This window comes from Streptomyces sp. NA04227, assembly GCF_013364195.1.
GTDB lineage: Bacteria > Actinomycetota > Actinomycetes > Streptomycetales > Streptomycetaceae > Streptomyces.
Genome location: NZ_CP054918.1, coordinates 3,259,123 through 3,274,224, shown reverse-complemented (window position 1 = coordinate 3,274,224; position 15,102 = coordinate 3,259,123). Strand labels below are relative to the sequence as shown.

11 protein-coding genes, 1 tRNA gene and 2 pseudogenes are annotated in these 15,102 nt (G+C 70.2%); 11 read left to right on the top strand and 3 right to left on the bottom strand.

Annotation, left to right across the window (positions count from 1 at the left end; genetic code table 11):
- Window position 1 precedes the first annotated feature (1 nt).
- Together HUT18_RS13975 and HUT18_RS13970 are read left to right on the top strand one after the other, a co-directional pair.
- Entirely contained in the window at window positions 2–553 is a 552-nt protein-coding gene (locus HUT18_RS13975; RefSeq protein ID WP_176100951.1) for a helix-turn-helix domain-containing protein, read from the top strand.
- Window positions 546–1,748, top strand: coding sequence for a site-specific integrase (locus HUT18_RS13970; protein ID WP_176100949.1), 1,203 nt, complete (start codon window positions 546–548; stop codon window positions 1,746–1,748). Before HUT18_RS13975 ends, HUT18_RS13970 begins: the two co-directional genes overlap by 8 nt.
- Before the next feature lie 88 nt (window positions 1,749–1,836).
- Here the strand turns inward: HUT18_RS13970 and HUT18_RS13965 are convergent.
- Window positions 1,837–1,913, bottom strand: a tRNA-Thr gene (locus tag HUT18_RS13965).
- 444 nt (window positions 1,914–2,357) lie between these two features.
- On the opposite strand from HUT18_RS13965, the gene HUT18_RS13960 reads away from it, so the two are divergent.
- On the top strand, window positions 2,358–2,978 hold the full coding sequence (locus HUT18_RS13960; protein ID WP_176100947.1) for a dihydrofolate reductase family protein: 621 nt from the start codon (window positions 2,358–2,360) through the stop codon (window positions 2,976–2,978).
- Window positions 2,979–3,071: 93 nt separating this feature from the next.
- Here the strand turns inward: HUT18_RS13960 and HUT18_RS13955 are convergent, their stop codons facing one another.
- The gene (locus HUT18_RS13955) at window positions 3,072–3,512 is read right to left on the bottom strand and encodes a MerR family transcriptional regulator (protein ID WP_176100946.1); all 441 of its coding nucleotides are present in this window, start codon (window positions 3,510–3,512) and stop codon (window positions 3,072–3,074) included.
- 278 nt (window positions 3,513–3,790) lie between these two features.
- Here HUT18_RS13955 and HUT18_RS13950 point away from each other — a divergent pair, with 278 nt between their 5' ends.
- A complete protein-coding gene (locus HUT18_RS13950; RefSeq protein WP_176104513.1) occupies window positions 3,791–5,002 on the top strand; it encodes an MFS transporter in 1,212 nt (403 codons plus the stop codon).
- Window positions 5,003–5,092: 90 nt separating this feature from the next.
- On the opposite strand, the gene HUT18_RS13945 is transcribed toward HUT18_RS13950, so the two are convergent.
- Window positions 5,093–6,253 (bottom strand): esterase-like activity of phytase family protein, encoded by a 1,161-nt coding sequence (locus tag HUT18_RS13945; RefSeq protein ID WP_176100944.1) that lies wholly within the window; start codon window positions 6,251–6,253, stop codon window positions 5,093–5,095.
- A gap of 730 nt (window positions 6,254–6,983) precedes the next feature.
- On the opposite strand from HUT18_RS13945, the pseudogene HUT18_RS33750 reads away from it, so the two are divergent.
- The 7 genes and pseudogenes from HUT18_RS33750 to HUT18_RS13910 all read left to right on the top strand — a co-directional run.
- Window positions 6,984–7,439 (top strand): annotated as a pseudogene (locus HUT18_RS33750) (GNAT family N-acetyltransferase); the annotation flags it as partial.
- A 165-nt stretch (window positions 7,440–7,604) separates the two neighbouring features.
- Window positions 7,605–8,588 (top strand): annotated as a pseudogene (locus tag HUT18_RS33745) (amino acid ABC transporter permease); the annotation flags it as partial.
- A 107-nt stretch (window positions 8,589–8,695) separates the two neighbouring features.
- Entirely contained in the window at window positions 8,696–9,448 is a 753-nt protein-coding gene (locus HUT18_RS13930) for an amino acid ABC transporter ATP-binding protein (RefSeq protein ID WP_176104512.1), read from the top strand.
- A 151-nt stretch (window positions 9,449–9,599) separates the two neighbouring features.
- The gene (locus HUT18_RS13925; protein ID WP_176104510.1) at window positions 9,600–10,610 is read left to right on the top strand and encodes an ABC transporter substrate-binding protein; all 1,011 of its coding nucleotides are present in this window, start codon (window positions 9,600–9,602) and stop codon (window positions 10,608–10,610) included.
- A gap of 70 nt (window positions 10,611–10,680) precedes the next feature.
- Window positions 10,681–12,030: an LLM class flavin-dependent oxidoreductase gene (locus HUT18_RS13920; protein ID WP_176100942.1), complete on the top strand. Its 1,350-nt coding sequence runs from the start codon at window positions 10,681–10,683 to the stop codon at window positions 12,028–12,030.
- A 157-nt stretch (window positions 12,031–12,187) separates the two neighbouring features.
- The gene (locus HUT18_RS13915) at window positions 12,188–13,567 is read left to right on the top strand and encodes an NtaA/DmoA family FMN-dependent monooxygenase (protein WP_176100940.1); all 1,380 of its coding nucleotides are present in this window, start codon (window positions 12,188–12,190) and stop codon (window positions 13,565–13,567) included.
- 40 nt (window positions 13,568–13,607) lie between these two features.
- On the top strand, window positions 13,608–14,741 hold the full coding sequence (locus HUT18_RS13910; RefSeq protein WP_176100932.1) for an LLM class flavin-dependent oxidoreductase: 1,134 nt from the start codon (window positions 13,608–13,610) through the stop codon (window positions 14,739–14,741).
- Window positions 14,742–15,102 lie beyond the last annotated feature (361 nt).

Sequence of the window (15,102 nt, the reverse complement as noted above, 5' to 3'; positions counted from 1 at the left end):
CATGACGACAGGACGTATCGAGTTGGGACCGACCGGGCGGACTGTTGCCGCCAACGTGAAGCGCCTGCGGGAGGCGCGAGGGCTCACTCTTCGAGCGCTCTCTGCAGAGTTGAAGGAGCGCGGGCGCCCTCTCAGTGCCGACGCGCTCAACAAGATCGAGAACGGCTCGCAGCCGGAGGGCCGTGCCGTACGGCGAGTCGACGTCGACGACCTCGTCGCGCTGTCGGCCGCCCTCGGCGTCGGGCCGCTCGCGCTGCTGCTGCCCGTGGACACCGAAGCGAACGACACGATCGACGTCACCGGAACAGCGCCGATCAGCGCCCTGTCGGCGTGGCAGTGGGGCATCGGCGACGGGCCCATCGAGCTGCCGAAGGAACGCGGCACCGCTGCGGCCGGCCGTGCCCTGTACGCGGCGACGGCGCACTACAAGGTGCACGGACTGCCGCACTGGCTCGTCGAGCTGCAGGACGAGGTGCGCGACGACCATTCACGACTGGTCACCGCCGAGCACGACCGGCAGCAAGAGAAGGAACCGGGGGGTACAGATGGCTAGGGTCTGGATCGAGGACCGCGCCAACCACGCCGACTATCAACAGGCTGTGGAGAAGTGGCAGGCGGCGAAGCGTAAGGGCAGCAAGCGGCAGGCTCCGGGCCGGTGGCGGGTGCGGTGGTACGGCCCGGACAACAAGCCGAAGGCGAAGACGTTCGCCAAGCTGCCGCAGGCCGAGGCGGAGAAGGACGCGATCACGGCACGGCTCGACAAGGGCTCGTACCGCGACCCGCAGTCCGCCAAGGCGGCCGTGAAGGTGATCGCCGAAGAGTGGTACAAGTCGCTGCGCCGACAGGGGCGGACCACGAAGCACGACTATCGCGAGTTGCTCGACAACTACGTGATCCCGCAGTGGGGCGACTGGCAAGTCGGCGCGATCCGGTGGGAGGACGTATCCGACTGGATCGACGACCTGATCGAGAAGCCGGGCAAGTCCGGCCGGAAGCTCGGACCCGCCCGGATCACGAAGATCTACCGCGTGTTCTCCATGGTCATGAAGCGGGCCGTGCAGACGAACCGCATCGCGGCGAACCCGGCGACCGAGCACGAGCTGCCGCGGCGCAACGAGGACGACGAGCACGTCTATCTGACGCACGAGCAGCTTGAGCGGCTCGCCGAGGCGGCCGGCGAATACCGGCGCCTCGTCCTGGTGCTGGGGTACTGCGGTATCCGGTGGGCCGAGGCGAGCGCCATCAAGGCGAGCCGAGTGAACGTCGACACCCGCCGTATCCGCATCGTGCAGGGGTACACCGACGTCCGCGGCGCGCTGGAACTCGGACCGGTGAAGAACCACGAGAAGCGGTCGGTGCCGCTCCCTCGGTCGTTCGCCGAGGAACTGCGCGAACTCACCGCCGGCCGGAAGCTCGACGCACTCGTGTTCACGGCGCCCGAGGGCGGGCCGCTGCGGTACTCGAACTTCCGGCAGCGGTTCTTTGACCCTGCGGTGAAGGCGGCCGGGCTCGACGGGCTCGGCATCACGCCGCACAAGCTGCGGCACACCGCGGCGTCGCTCGCGATCGCGGCCGGCGCCGACGTGAAGGTCGTGCAGACGATGCTCGGGCACAAGTCAGCGGCGATGACGCTCGACGTGTACGGGCACCTGTTCCCGGATCGGCTCGACGAGGTCGCCGACGCGCTCGACGCCGGACGGGTCGCCGCACTCGACAAGATTCGTGCGTCACTCGCGGAAGCTGCGTGATCAAAGTGACGTGTACAAAATGCGTACTGCCCGCTCGGGCATCTCCGAACGGGCAGTGATCAACTGGCCTGTGACCAGCGGATAAAGCTGGAGCCGCCTTCGGGATTCGAACCCGAGACCTACGCATTACGAGTGCGTTGCTCTGGCCATCTGAGCTAAGGCGGCGTGCCTGCGCATCCATATGGTGCGGCTGGCGGCCTCGCCAAGTCTACACAGTTTCGGAGGGTGCTCCGTACGCGGACGAGAGGGGCCACCGTAGGTCCGTCGGGGCCGTGCTCAGGGCGCGGGCAAGGGGCTGAGCTGGGGGTACCGGCGAGGCGAGCCGGGGCACGCCCGGCCCGAGACCGTTGCGGCCATGTCCATTCGGCCCCTCGGGCTGAGGCGCGAAAGATCCCGTCGTCCTGTGCCGTTCCTTTCGGCGGACAGTGAGGTCACCTCAAGGCGATGAGTTTCTGTGGCTCACCACGTCTGAAGAGGGGGACGGTCACGTCTCTCGGGCGAAGGAGCCGTATCGGCCATTGGGCCTCGTCCGTTGAGGTCGAAAGCGTCGCCCGTCGCGGGCGGGCGGTCATCGGAGTTCGAAGTGAGCCAAACAGAGAGCGGTGCGCGATGAAGCTGGTAGTGCAGGAGTTCCTGAGCCTCGACGGTGTTTCCCAGGGGCCGGGTGCCCCCGACGAGGACACCAGTGGCGGGTTCACGCGGGGCGGGTGGTTCGTGCCGCATCTGGACGAGGACTTCGAGCGGCTGGCGGGGGAGTGGCTCGGTGAGGCGGATGCGTTTCTGTTCGGGCGCCGTACGTACCAGAACTTCGCGCGGGACTGGCCGAACATGACCGATCACCCCGCCGCCGCCATCCTCAACGGGCTGCCGAAGTACGTGGCCTCCCACAGCCTGACAGAGGCCGGGGCCACGTGGAATCCGACCACGGTTCTGTCCGGTGATGTGCCCGCTCAAGTCGCCGAGTTGAAGCGGCGCCCCGGCCGGGAGCTGCAGATTCACGGCAGTGCCGAGTTGGCCCAGTCGCTGCTGGCCGCCGGGCTCGTCGACACCCTGCGGCTGGTGATCGCTCCGGTCGTCGTGGGGCAGGGTCGACGCCTCTTCCCGGACGGTGGCGCGCCGGTCGGACTGCGGCTCGCCGGTCACCGGACGACGCCGGGCGGGCTTTCGGTGCACACCTTCGAGTCGACGGGAGTTCCGGAGTTCGGGACCTACGGGGCGGACGCGTCGTAGTCCCCGATCTGCCGTACGGGCGCGCCCTGCACCGCTGTCATACGGGCGAGCCCTACACCGCTGCTACACGGGCGCGGCCGACACCTCCTCGCCTCACGATGCCGCAGGCTCCGCGCCGCCCCCAGCTTCGTCCCGCCCGTCACTCCCACCTTCGTCCCCACCGCCACCCTCACGGTTGTTCTCCCGCACCGCCTCCAAGTACGCGCCCACCGCATTCCTGTTCCGCGTCAGGCATTCGATGCGCTGGGTCATGCGGTCGCGTTCGCGTTCCAGGGTGGCGAGCATGTCGGGGGTCGCGTCGGAGAAGACGATGGCGCGGGGCTTGTCGAGGCAGGGGAGGATTTGTTTGATGATCCGGGTCGGCAGCCCGGCGTCGAGCAGTCCTCGGATTTGCAGGACGCGGTCCACGAGGCGGGCGTCGTAGTCGCGGTAGCCGTTGGCGCAGCGGGCGGAGACGATCAGGCCCTGCTCCTCGTAGTAGCGCAGCAGCCTGCGGGACGTGCCCGTTCGCTCGGAGAACTCGCCGATGCGCATCCGTTTCACCTCACAGACGCCGGAGTTGACCCTCACCCGGAGTTGACCACTGCCCGGAGTTGACCTTCACCCGGAGTTGACCACCGCCCGGAATTGACCATCACCCGGAGTTGACCACGCCCCGGAAATGACCGTCACCCGGAGTTGACCAACCCGGAGTTGACCCTCACACCGATGTGAGGGTTTGAGCATACGCGCATGACAACCCACAGTACGGATACGGAAGTTGACCCCGCGGCGAGGACCACAGCGGCCGGCACCCTCCCCTCCCGGCACTCCTGGCCCTGGCCACCGCCGTCTTCCTCACCAGCCTGACCGAGACCCTGCCCGCGGGCCTGCTGCCCGAGATGAGCGAGGGGCTCGGTGTCACGGAGTCGGCGACGGGGCAGACCGTGACGATCTATGCGGTGGGGACCGCGCTCACCGCGATTCCGCTCACCGCGGCCACGGCGGGGTGGCGGCGCAAGCGGCTGCTTCTGGTGGCCATGGGGGCGTTCGGTGTCGCCAATACGGTGACCGCGCTGTCGTCGAACTATCCGCTCACGCTGGTGGCGCGCTTCGTCGCCGGTGTGGCCGCGGGGCTGGCCTGGGCTCTGCTGGCCGGATACGCCCGCCGTATGGTGCCGGTTCACTTGCAGGGCAAGGCGGTTGCCGTGGCCATGGCGGGGATACCGGTCGCGTTGTCGTTGGGCGTGCCCGTAGGGACCTTTGTGGGCAAGGCAGTTGGCTGGCGTACGGCGTTCATGCTCATGACCGGGCTCACCCTGATACTGCTCGCCTGGATCACCGCCGTACTCCCCGACTACCCGGGGCGGCGGCCACAGGACGACCGGCCCCCGGCCAATCCGCCCACGCCCACCCCCGCACCCTCGCCCGAATCTCCGCCCGCACCCTCGCCCTCGATGTTCCGGGCGCTGACCACCCCAGGCATCCGCCCCGTCCTGTTCGTCACCCTCGTCTTCGTCCTCGCCCACACCATCCTGTACGCCTATGTCGCGGCCTTCCTCGACCGAGTCGGGATGAGCGGGTCGACCGACCTCGTACTCCTTGACTTCGGCGGCGCTTCCCTCTTGGGCATCTGGTGCGTCGGAGCGCACATCGACCGGCGGCTGCGGGTCCTCACCGTCGGCAGCACCTTGCTGGTCGGTACGGGCGCCGCAGCACTCGCGATACCGGCCGACAACCACGCCCTGGTCTACGTCGCCGTACTCCTGTGGGGCCTCGGCTGGGGAGGCGTACCGACCCTGTTGCAGACGGCGGTTGCCCAGGCGGGAGGGGAATCGGCGGATGCCGCGCAGGCCGCGCTGGTCACCTTGTGGAACGCCGCCATGGCCGCCGGAGGCGTCATCGGCGGCGTCCTCCTCGACAGCCTCGGCGCACGGTCCTTCCCCTGGGCCGTCCTCGTACTGATGGTGCCGACGCTGGCCGTCGTCCTCGCGGCTCGCGGGCACGCCTTCCCGGGGCGGAAACGGGAACCGGCGACAGCCTGAGCCCGGTCCGGACCGGTCCGGACCGAACTGAGCCCCGCCCCGCAACGCGCAACGCGCAACGCGAGGCGAGACGGGGCGGGACTCAGCCACTCACCGCACGCCCAACGCCACGATCTGCGTCACCTCGTCCTCCGCGAAGTTGTCGTCACTGACCAGCAGCAGGGTGCGTTCGCCGTTCGGCAGGGTCGGGCCCCAGGTCATGCCCTCGGTGTTGTCGACCGTGGACAGGCCCAAGTCGTGGAAGTCCGCGACGAGTTGCTTACGCATCGGGGTCACGTTCTGTCCGGCGAGGGAGTCCAGGTGCCGGATCTCGGTGGCGCCGCGCGTGGTGGTGTCGTAGATCCGGATCTTGAAACCGGCGCCCGCGACCCAGGTGCGCTCCAGGACGAGGTAGCGGTCGGGGTCGTCGGGGAAGGCGAGGATCGCGGGGACGCCGGTGTCCGGGGGCCAGGGGCTGGTCGGGTCCGGCTTGGTGAAGATCTTCTCCAGGGGGTACGCGAACTGCCCGAGCACGTCGCCCCTGCGGTTCTGCTGGGTGACGCGGACCAGGGCGCCGCGTTCCAGGTCGGGCTCCGGGCCGTCCTGGAGCAGCGGGCCCTCGACGGCGCTGGTGAGCACGGAGCCGCGGGCGTCGAAGGTGATCGCCTCCACGGCCTTGTTCCGCCGCAGACCGCGGTCGCCCAGGGTGATCTCGTAGTTGGGGGGCAGCGGCAGTTGGCCGCGGTGTGCGCCGGTGCGGGTCGCGAACTGGATGGACGGCTGGATCACCGGTGCGTCCGCCGACTTCGGCCGGTCGCCCTCCTGCGCCCACCAGTAGCGGCAACTGCGCGGGTCGACCCGCAGTTCCTCCGGGTCGACCGCCTTGCCGTCGCCCGCGCTCGCGCCCGGGTAGACCGAGCCGTCCGGCTGCAGGAACGGGTGCGTACCGGTGAAGTCGACGGCATGAACTCCGGCGTTGTCCACGGAGATCCGGGCGGTGTAGAAGCGGGCGGGCTGGAGGTACGAACGGTCGTCGCTGATGAGTACGTACTCGCCCGTGCAGGGGTCGCGGTCGATGCCGGACAGGCCGCCAACCGTCGTGTCCCGGAAGGGGAGTTTGTGCGGAACGATCTTCTCGCCGAGCAACCGTGCCTGGGCGCCGAGGTCGGGCCGCTCGGCGGTGTCGTCCGGTTCGGCCGCGACCGCGGGGGCCATCGTCGTCGCCAGGACCAGAGCCGCGGCACAGGCGCGGCGGATCAGGGAAGCTTTCATGACTGTGATCTTGGCCCGGTGCCCGCCCGAGCACAGTCACCCATGCGTGTGATCGATGTTTGAGCCAGGTCCCGGCGTCGACGCCCCCGGCCCCCGACACGGTCCTACGGCACGGAAGTTGCGGTCGCACAGGCGCGAACGGGCAGGTGCGGCGGGGCTCGCCGTACGGGTCGTGCACACGGTCCGTCATACGAGCACTGGTTGACGCCACGCTCGATGTACTGCTCAATTGGTCCCATGACTGCCCAGCAGCGTTTGGTCTCGCGCGACCACATCGACTTCGGTCGAGTGTGGTCCGCCGCGTGTTGCCACTGACTCGGCAGCGGGCCGTCCGACCGGCCCTCTCCCTCTTCTCCCCGGCGCCTCGGTGACCCTTTCGCGGTCCTGATCAGCCGTCGTTTCCCCGGTCGCCGCTTCCCCGGTCGTCGCGTCCCTGACGCGGGCGGGCACCGACCCGCACCGCACAGGGCGCCGCACGCGCGCAGGCACCCCCGCGCGCAGACATCCACGCCACGCGTACCCACCCTCGGGCCGGGCCCACTCCCGGCCCGGCCGACTCGCTTCGAGCCGGTTCTCGATGCCTCGTCCGACGCCTCAAGTCCGCGTCGTACAGGGGCACTTGAGCCCGAAGACCTGAAGAGAGGCCGATCCCCATGCCCGTGGAACTCCGCGGCATCGCCGCACCCGGCAACGGTTCCGCGTCTGCCCCGGGCACCCCGGCGGTGCGCCCATGACGTACCTCACCCGCCCGACCTCTCCGGACGCGCCCACCAGCGCTCACGCGTCCCCGGACCCGCGCCCGTCCCAAGGCGACCTGACGGTGGTCCACGTCCCCGTCTCCGACCCCCGTGTCGAACCGCTCCTGCGCGAGCTCGGCGATGAGTACTCCGCCCGGTACGGCAAGGACGCCCATGCCGAACTCGCCCGCTATCCCGACGAGGAGTTCACCGCGGCACACGGCGGCGTACTGCTCCTGCTGCTTGAGGACGGCCGGGCCGTGGCGGGCGGCGCGTTCCGCCAATTCGACGCGAACACGGCCGAGTTGAAGAGGATCTGGACGCACTCGGGTCACCGTCGGCGCGGCCTTGCCCGCCGGGTCGTCGCGGAACTGGAGCGGGAGGCGGCCGCCCGTGGCTACCGGCGTGTCTACCTCACCACGGGCCCGCGCCAGCCGGAGGCCCGCGGGCTGTATCTCACCAGCGACTACACGCCGCTGTTCGACACCGCCGCCGACCCGGAAACCATCGGCCCGCTGCCGTTCGAGAAGCACCTTCCGGGCCCTTCCGCCGATGCCCACGCCGAAACAGCTACCGAAGACCTCACCACGCGCGAAGACGTCTCCACTCGCGAGGACCTCTCCACCCTCAAGGTCGTCCCCGCCCGTCACTATCTCCGCTGGGCCGCCGCCGTCGCCGTGCTGGTCCTGGCCGTCCAGTTCCTGCACGGTCTTGCCACCAACCCGGTGTGGGAGTGGGACGTCTTCCGGGCCTATGTGCTGTCCGAGACGATCGTCGAAGCGGTCGGGGTGACCCTTCAACTCACCGCGTACGCGACGGTGTTGGGGTTTCTGCTCGGTACGGTGCTGGCGTTCATGCGGCTGTCGCGCAGCCCGGTCCTGAAGACCGTGGCCTGGACGTACGTATGGATCTTCCGGTCCATTCCGATGATCGTGCAGCTGGTGTTCTGGTTCAATCTGGGCGCCCTGTACGAGGAACTCGGCGTGGGCATCCCCTTCGGGCCGGTGCTCTGGTCCGTGGACAGCAACGCGCTGATCGGCACCATCGGCGCGGCGCTGATCGGGCTCTCGCTGCACCAGGCGGCCTACGCCGCCGAGATCGTGCGCGGCGGTGTACTCGCCGTGGACGGCGGGCAGTTGGAGGCCGCGGCCGCGCTGGGTATCCCGCGGCTGCGGCAGATCCGGCGGATCGTGCTGCCGCAGGCCATGCGCGCCATCCTGCCCACCGCGGGCAACGAGATCATCGGCCTGCTCAAGGGCACCTCGGTGGTGTACGTGATGGCGATCGGCGAGCTGTTCTACCAGGTGCAGGTCGTCTACGGCCGCAACGGCCGGGTGATCCCGCTGCTGATGGTCGCCACCGCCTGGTACGTGTTCCTGACCTCGGTGCTCTCCCTCGCCCAGTACTACGTGGAACGCCGTTACGCGCGCGGCACCGACCGGACGCCGCCGCCCACGCCGCTTCAGCGCGCCCGGCGACTCGTACGGAACCTGCGGACCTCGGCAACGGCCCCCACCGCCACCGCCACCGTCACCGCCACCGCAGCCGCCCCGCACCCGCCCAGCCCCAAGTCCCGTACTGCCAGGGAGATTTCATGAGCGAGGTCGTGAGCCCCACCGTGAGCGAGAGGGCCGATGGCGAGAAAGCCGATGGCGAGAAGGCCGACGCGGCGGCCGAGCCGACAACTGGTGGCCCCCGCCCCGTCATGGTCGACGTCCGCGGTGTGCACAAGAGCTTCGGCGCGCTGGAGGTGCTGCGCGGCGTGGACCTGGAGGTCCGGGCCGGTGAGGTGGCGGTGATCCTGGGCCCTTCCGGGTCGGGCAAGTCGACGTTGCTGCGCACGATCAACCACCTGGAGAAGGTCGACCGAGGCTGGATCGGCATCGACGGCGAGCTGATCGGGTACCGCCGCTCGGGCCGAAAGCTGTACGAGCTCAAGGAGAAGGAGGTGCTGAAGCAGCGCACCCACATCGGGTTCGTCTTCCAGAACTTCCACCTCTTCCCGCACCTCACGGTCCTGGAGAATCTCGTCGAGGCGCCGGTCTCCGCGCTGCGGCGGCCACGAGCCGAGGCCGTCGCCACGGCGGAGCGGCTGCTCGCGCGGGTGGGTCTGGCCGACAAGTCGGCCGCCTATCCACGGCAGTTGTCCGGTGGGCAGCAGCAGCGGGTGGCCATCGCCCGTGCGCTCGCCCTCGCGCCCAAGGTGCTGCTCTTCGACGAGCCCACCTCCGCGCTCGACCCGGAGCTGGTCGGCGAAGTCCTCGATGTCATCAAGGACTTGGCGCGCAGCGGCACCACCATGATCGTCGTCACGCACGAAATCGGCTTCGCGCGCGAGGTGGCCGACACGGTGCTGTTCATGGACGACGGCGTCGTCGTGGAGCAGGGCCCGCCCACGGCGGTACTCGACAACCCGCGGCACGAACGCACCCGCGCCTTCCTCTCCAAAGTCCTCTGAGCGGCACCGCCCCCAGAACCGCCCCCAGCACTGCCCTCCCGCCAACTTCCCCTGATCCCTCGCCACTTGGGATCCCGCCCCGTCCCACGCAAGGAGAACGACCGTGACCGTCCTTTCCCGGATACGCCGCCGGCCTCGCACCGAGCGCCCCCTGCGCCCCACGACCTCCCGCCGCACCGGCGCGATCGCCTGCGGCACCGCCGCCGTGCTCATCCTGGCCGCCTGCGCCAATCCGGACGACGGTGCCACGACCGAGGTGCCGGATGCCAACGGCACGGGGGACAAGGGGAGTTCGGGCAAGTCCACGATCCGGATCAACAACAGTCCGGACCAGAACCGCGTCACCACGAAGAAGGTCGACTCGATAGCCGCCGAGGTGCCCGCGAGAATCCGGGAGTCGGGCAGGCTGCGGATCGTCGCCTCGGCCGACAGTTCGCCGCCGCTCGGCTTCTACGCGACCGACGACAAGACGCGGATCGGCGCCGAGGTCGACCTCGCGTACCTGGTGGCCAATGTCCTCGGTCTGAAGCCGGAGTTCACCCAGGTGGCGTGGGAGAACATCTTCGTCGGGCTGGACAGCGGCAAGTACGACGTCGGCTTCAGCAACATCACCGACACCGAGGAACGCAAGGAGAAGTACGACTTCGCCAGCTACCGCAAGGACGACCTGGCCTTCGAGGCGAGGAAGGGCAGCGGCCTGAAGGTCCGGGACTACCGGGACGTGGCGGGCCGGACGGTCGCCGTGGACAGCGGGACCAACCAGGAGAAGGTCCTGCTGGCCTGGAGCGACCAGGCCGAGCGCGCGGGCCTCGAACCGGTGGACATCAAGTACTACAAGGCGTCCACGGACACCCAACTCGCCCTGCGCTCGGGCCGGATCGAGCTCTTCCTGGGCCCGAACCCGACGGCCGCGTACCGCGTCGCCTCCGCCGGAAAGACCGAGATCGTCGGCACCCTGTCCGGCGCGGGCGACACCCTCCAGGGCCTCATCGCGGCCACCACCAGGAAGAACAACGGCCTGGTCGAGCCGCTCGCCGACGCGGTGAACGAGATCATCGACAACGGGACGTACGCAGAGGTTCTCAAGCGCTGGGGCCTGTCCGGCGAGGCCGTACCGGAGTCGAAGATCAACCCGCCCGGCCTCCCGAAGACCGCCAAGTAGCGACGCCGGCGACCAAGTAGCGACGCCAGCGACGAAAGCGACGTCCGCGACGACCAGGAAGGCCCCTTCCATGTCCTCCCCTTCTCCCACACCTCCCTCCTCTCCCGCGTCCACCCCTTCCCTCGCGTCCTCCTCCCCGGCCCCCTCCCCATCCCCGTCCCCGTCCCCGTCCCCGTCCTCGCACCTCCACCTCGCCGTAGCCCTCGACGGCGCGGGCTGGCATCCCGCCGCCTGGCGTGAACCGGTGGCCCGGCCAGGGGAGTTGTTCACCGCCGGCTACTGGGCCGACCTGGTCGCCGAGGCCGAGCGCGGGCTGCTCGACTTCGTCACCTTCGAGGACGGACTCGGCCTCCAGTCCACGGACTTTCAGGGCTCGGACGGGCGAACGGACCAGGTACGGGGGCGACTTGACGCCGTGCTCGTGGCCGCGCGTATCGCCCCGCTGACCCGGCACATCGGTCTGGTGCCGACCGTGATCGCCACGCACACCGAGCCGTTCCACCTGTCCAAGGCGATCGCCACCCTCGACTATGTGAGCGGCGGCCGGGCCGGGCTGCGCGTCCAGATCTCGGCGCGTCCGAACGAGGCCGCGCACTTCGGCCGCCGCGAGGTGCCCCGTATCGACCCGACATCCGGGCCGGACGCGTGGAAGGCGGCGGCGCCGCTCTTCGACGAGGCGGCCGACTACGTCGAGGTGGTGCGGCGGCTGTGGGACAGCTGGGAGGACGACGCCGAGATCCGCGAGGTCGCCACCGGCCGGTTCGTCGACCGGGACAAGCTGCACTACATCGACTTCGAGGGCGAGCACTTCAGCGTCAAGGGCCCCTCGATCACTCCGCGTCCGCCGCAGGGACAGCCCCTGGTCAGCGCGCTCGGCCATGAGACGGTCCCGTACCGGCTGGTGGCGCGCGCGGCCGACGTCGGATACGTCACCCCGCACGACGCGGACCAGGCGCGCGAGGTGGTCGCGGAGATCCGTGCCGAGCAGGCGTCGGCCGGGCGGGAGGGTGAACTCGTCCATGTCTTCGGCGATTTGGTGGTGTTCCTGGACGAGGTGCCGTCCGCCGCGCGGGAGCGCAGGGAGCGGCTGGACGCCCTCGCCGGGCAGCCGTACACCAGCGACGCGCGGATCTTCGCCGGGACGCCCGCCCAACTTGCCGATCTGCTCCAGGAGTTGCATGCGGCCGGGCTGACCGGGTTCCGGCTGCGTCCGGCCGTACTGGGCCACGACCTGCCCGCGATCACCCGCGGCCTGGTCCCCGAACTCCAGCGCCGGGGCGCCTTCCGCCGCGGATACCAGGCGGACACCCTGCGCGGACTCCTCGGCCTGCCCCGCCCCGCCAGCCGCTACGCCGCCGCCCGCCCCCGCGCGGCCGCCCCCGAGCCCGGCACTCCCACTCCCGCCTCCGCCACCGCCTGATCCAAAGGTCCCCTCGGCCACGCGCCGAAGGCATCGCACGGCGCGAGCCGAAGGCAGCACACGCCACGCGCCGAAGGCAGCACGCGCCACGAGCCGAAGGGACCGCACCACATGAGCCGAAAGGCGCATCGGACATGAGCCGAAGGGACCGTACGACATGAGCAAGCCGCAGAAGCAGATCCATCTGGCCGCCCACTTCCCGGGCGTGAACAACACGACGGTGTGGAGCGATCCCGAGGCCGGCAGCCACATCGAGTTCTCGTCGTTCGCGCACTTCGCGCGCACCGCCGAACGCGCCAAGTTCGACTTCCTGTTCCTCGCCGAGGGGCTGCGGCTGCGCGAACACGGCGGGAAAATCTACGACTTGGACGTGGTCGGGCGCCCGGACACCTTCACCGTGCTCAGCGCGCTCGCCGCCGTCACCGACCGCCTGGGCCTGACCGGCACCATCAACTCCACCTTCAACGAGCCCTACGAGGTGGCCCGCCAGTTCGCCAGTCTCGATCACCTCTCCGGCGGGCGGGCCGCCTGGAACGTGGTCACCTCCTGGGACGCGTTCACCGGCGAGAACTTCCGTCGCGGCGGTTTTCTGCCGCAGGAGGAGCGGTACTCCAGGGCCAAGGAGTTCCTCGCCACCGCGCACGAACTCTTCGACTCCTGGCACGGCGACGAGATCGCGGCCGATCCGGAGAGCGGCACCTTCTTGCGTGACGCGCGTGCCGGTGCCTTCGCGCACCGGGGCCAACACTTCGACATCGAAGGGCAGTTCAACGTGCCCCGCTCCCCGCAGGGCCGCCCGGTGATCTTCCAGGCCGGGGACTCCGAGGAGGGCCGCGAGTTCGCCGCCTCGGGAGCCGACGCGATCTTCAGCCGGTACGCCACGCTGGAGGAGGGCCGTGCCTTCTACGCGGACGTCAAGGGCCGCCTCGCCAAGTACGGCCGTACCCCCGACCAGTTGCTGATCCTGCCCGCCGCGACCTTCGTGCTCGGCGACACCGACGAGGAGGCACACGAGCTGGCGCGGGAGGTGCGGCGCAGCCAGGTCAGCGGCGCCACCGCGCTGCGGCACCTGGAGTTCGTCTGGAACCGCGACCTGTCCGGCTACGACCCGGAGGGGCCGCTGCCCGACATCGACCCGGACCCGGGGGAGCACACCGTCGCGCAGGGGCGGGCCCAAGTGCGCAGCTACCGCGACCCGTTGGCCACCGCCCGGGAGTGGCGTGAACTGGCCGCGGCCAACAACTGGTCCATCCGCGACCTGGTCATCAACACCGGCAACCGCCAGTCCTTCGTCGGCGCTCCGGCCACCGTCGCGCAGGCCATCGACGAGCTGGTGCAGGCGGACGCCTCGGACGGGTTCATCCTCGTCCCGCACGTCACACCGGGCGGCCTGGACGTCTTCGCGGACAAGGTCGTCCCGCTGCTCCAGGAACGCGGTGTCTTCCGCACCGAGTACGAGGGCACCACCCTGCGCGACCACCTCGGCCTGGCACACCCCGCCGTGGCCGAGCCCGCCGTCCCGTACGCCCACCGCTGACGGGAACCCCGGCACATCCCTCACAGAGGAGAACCCCACGATGTCCCAGATCCCTCTCGGCGTCCTCGACCTCGTCCCGGTGTCGTCCGGATCCACGGCGAGCCAGGCCCTGCACAACACCATCGAACTGGTCCGCAGGACCGAGGAGTTGGGCTACACGCGGTACTGGGTCGCCGAGCACCACCTCAACCCCGGCGTCGCCGGGACCTCGCCCGCCGTCGTGCTCGCGCTGACCGCCTCGGCCACCTCCACGATCCGGATCGGCTCCGGCGCGGTACAACTCGGCCACCGCACCGCCCTGTCCACCGTCGAGGAATTCGGCCTCATCGACGCCCTGCACCCGGGCCGCCTGGACCTCGGCCTCGGCCGCTCGGGCGGCCGCCCCACCGCCCCGGGCCGTCCGCCCGCGCCGTCCGCCACCCCTGTCGTCGACGGCCGCGCCCCCAACGGGCTCCTCATCCCGCCCAAGTTCTCCTTCGAGCACCTGCTCGGCTCGCCCCGGTTCGCGCTCCACCGCCGGCTCCTCCAGCTGCCCGGAGCCGAATCGCAGGACTACGGCGAGCAGATCGACGACATCCTGGCGCTGCTGCGCGGCACGTACCGGACGGCGGACGGCATCGAGGCGCACATCGTCCCCGGTGAGGGCGCGGACGTGCAGGTGTGGATCCTCGGCAGCAGCGGTGGGCAGAGCGCCGAGGTCGCGGCGCGCAACGGGCTGCGGTTCGCGGCGAACTACCACGTCAGCCCGGGTTCCGTACTGGAGGCGGCCGAGGCGTACCGGGCGGCGTTCGAGCCGTCCGAGGTCCTCGACAAGCCCTATGTGACCGTCTCCGCGGATGTCGTCGTCGCCGAGGACGACGCCACGGCGCGGGAGCTGGCCACCGGCTACGGCCCCTGGGTGCGCAGCATCCGTACCGCCGAGGGCGCCATCGAGTTCCCGACGCCCGACGAGGCGCGCGCCTTGGTGCGGGACTGGACGGACGAGGACCGGGCGCTGGTCGAGGACCGCGTCAGCACCCAGTTCGTGGGCTCGCCCGAGCGGGTCGCCGACGGGCTGGAACAGCTCCAACAGGCCACTGGCGCCGATGAGTTGCTGATCACCACGATCACCCACGACCACGCCGACCGGGTCCGCTCGTACGCACTGCTCGCGGAGGAGTGGCGGCGTCGGTGAGCGGGCGCGGGCGTTCGTGCGCCCGGCCGCGGACCCGGAATACCGGGCCGTCGCGGCCGGGTCACGGCGCCCCCTTGGCCACTTCCCTAGTTTTCCTATCGATTTACTAGGGATATGCTGGGCCGATCGAAGGCCGATGAGGCGGGGAGCGGACGTGACGGTGGTGGACTGGGCGACGCAGCAGGGAGCCCGCGTGGCAGGCGTACGGGAGACCGGGGCACCGGACCCGGAGTTCCGGGTGGAGGCCCTTCGGCCCGAGGTGGCCGGGGCGGGAAGCGCGCGGGATCCACGGGACGAACTCGACGAACGGGAAGCGCGGGACGAGGCGAAACGTTCCGAGCAGGCCCGGCACGCGCACTGG

Bases quoted from the DNA above. Each gene is read 5' to 3' on its own strand.
- HUT18_RS13975 (WP_176100951.1), top strand. From the start codon at position 2: ATGACGACAGGACGTATCGAGTTGGGACCGACCGGGCGGACTGTTGCC.
- HUT18_RS13970 (WP_176100949.1), top strand. From the start codon at position 546: ATGGCTAGGGTCTGGATCGAGGACCGCGCCAACCACGCCGACTATCAA.
- HUT18_RS13960 (WP_176100947.1), top strand. From the start codon at position 2,358: ATGAAGCTGGTAGTGCAGGAGTTCCTGAGCCTCGACGGTGTTTCCCAG.
- HUT18_RS13955 (WP_176100946.1), bottom strand. From the start codon at position 3,512: ATGCGCATCGGCGAGTTCTCCGAGCGAACGGGCACGTCCCGCAGGCTG.
- HUT18_RS13945 (WP_176100944.1), bottom strand. From the start codon at position 6,253: ATGAAAGCTTCCCTGATCCGCCGCGCCTGTGCCGCGGCTCTGGTCCTG.
- HUT18_RS13930 (WP_176104512.1), top strand. From the start codon at position 8,696: ATGGTCGACGTCCGCGGTGTGCACAAGAGCTTCGGCGCGCTGGAGGTG.
- HUT18_RS13920 (WP_176100942.1), top strand. From the start codon at position 10,681: ATGTCCTCCCCTTCTCCCACACCTCCCTCCTCTCCCGCGTCCACCCCT.
- HUT18_RS13915 (WP_176100940.1), top strand. From the start codon at position 12,188: ATGAGCAAGCCGCAGAAGCAGATCCATCTGGCCGCCCACTTCCCGGGC.
- HUT18_RS13910 (WP_176100932.1), top strand. From the start codon at position 13,608: ATGTCCCAGATCCCTCTCGGCGTCCTCGACCTCGTCCCGGTGTCGTCC.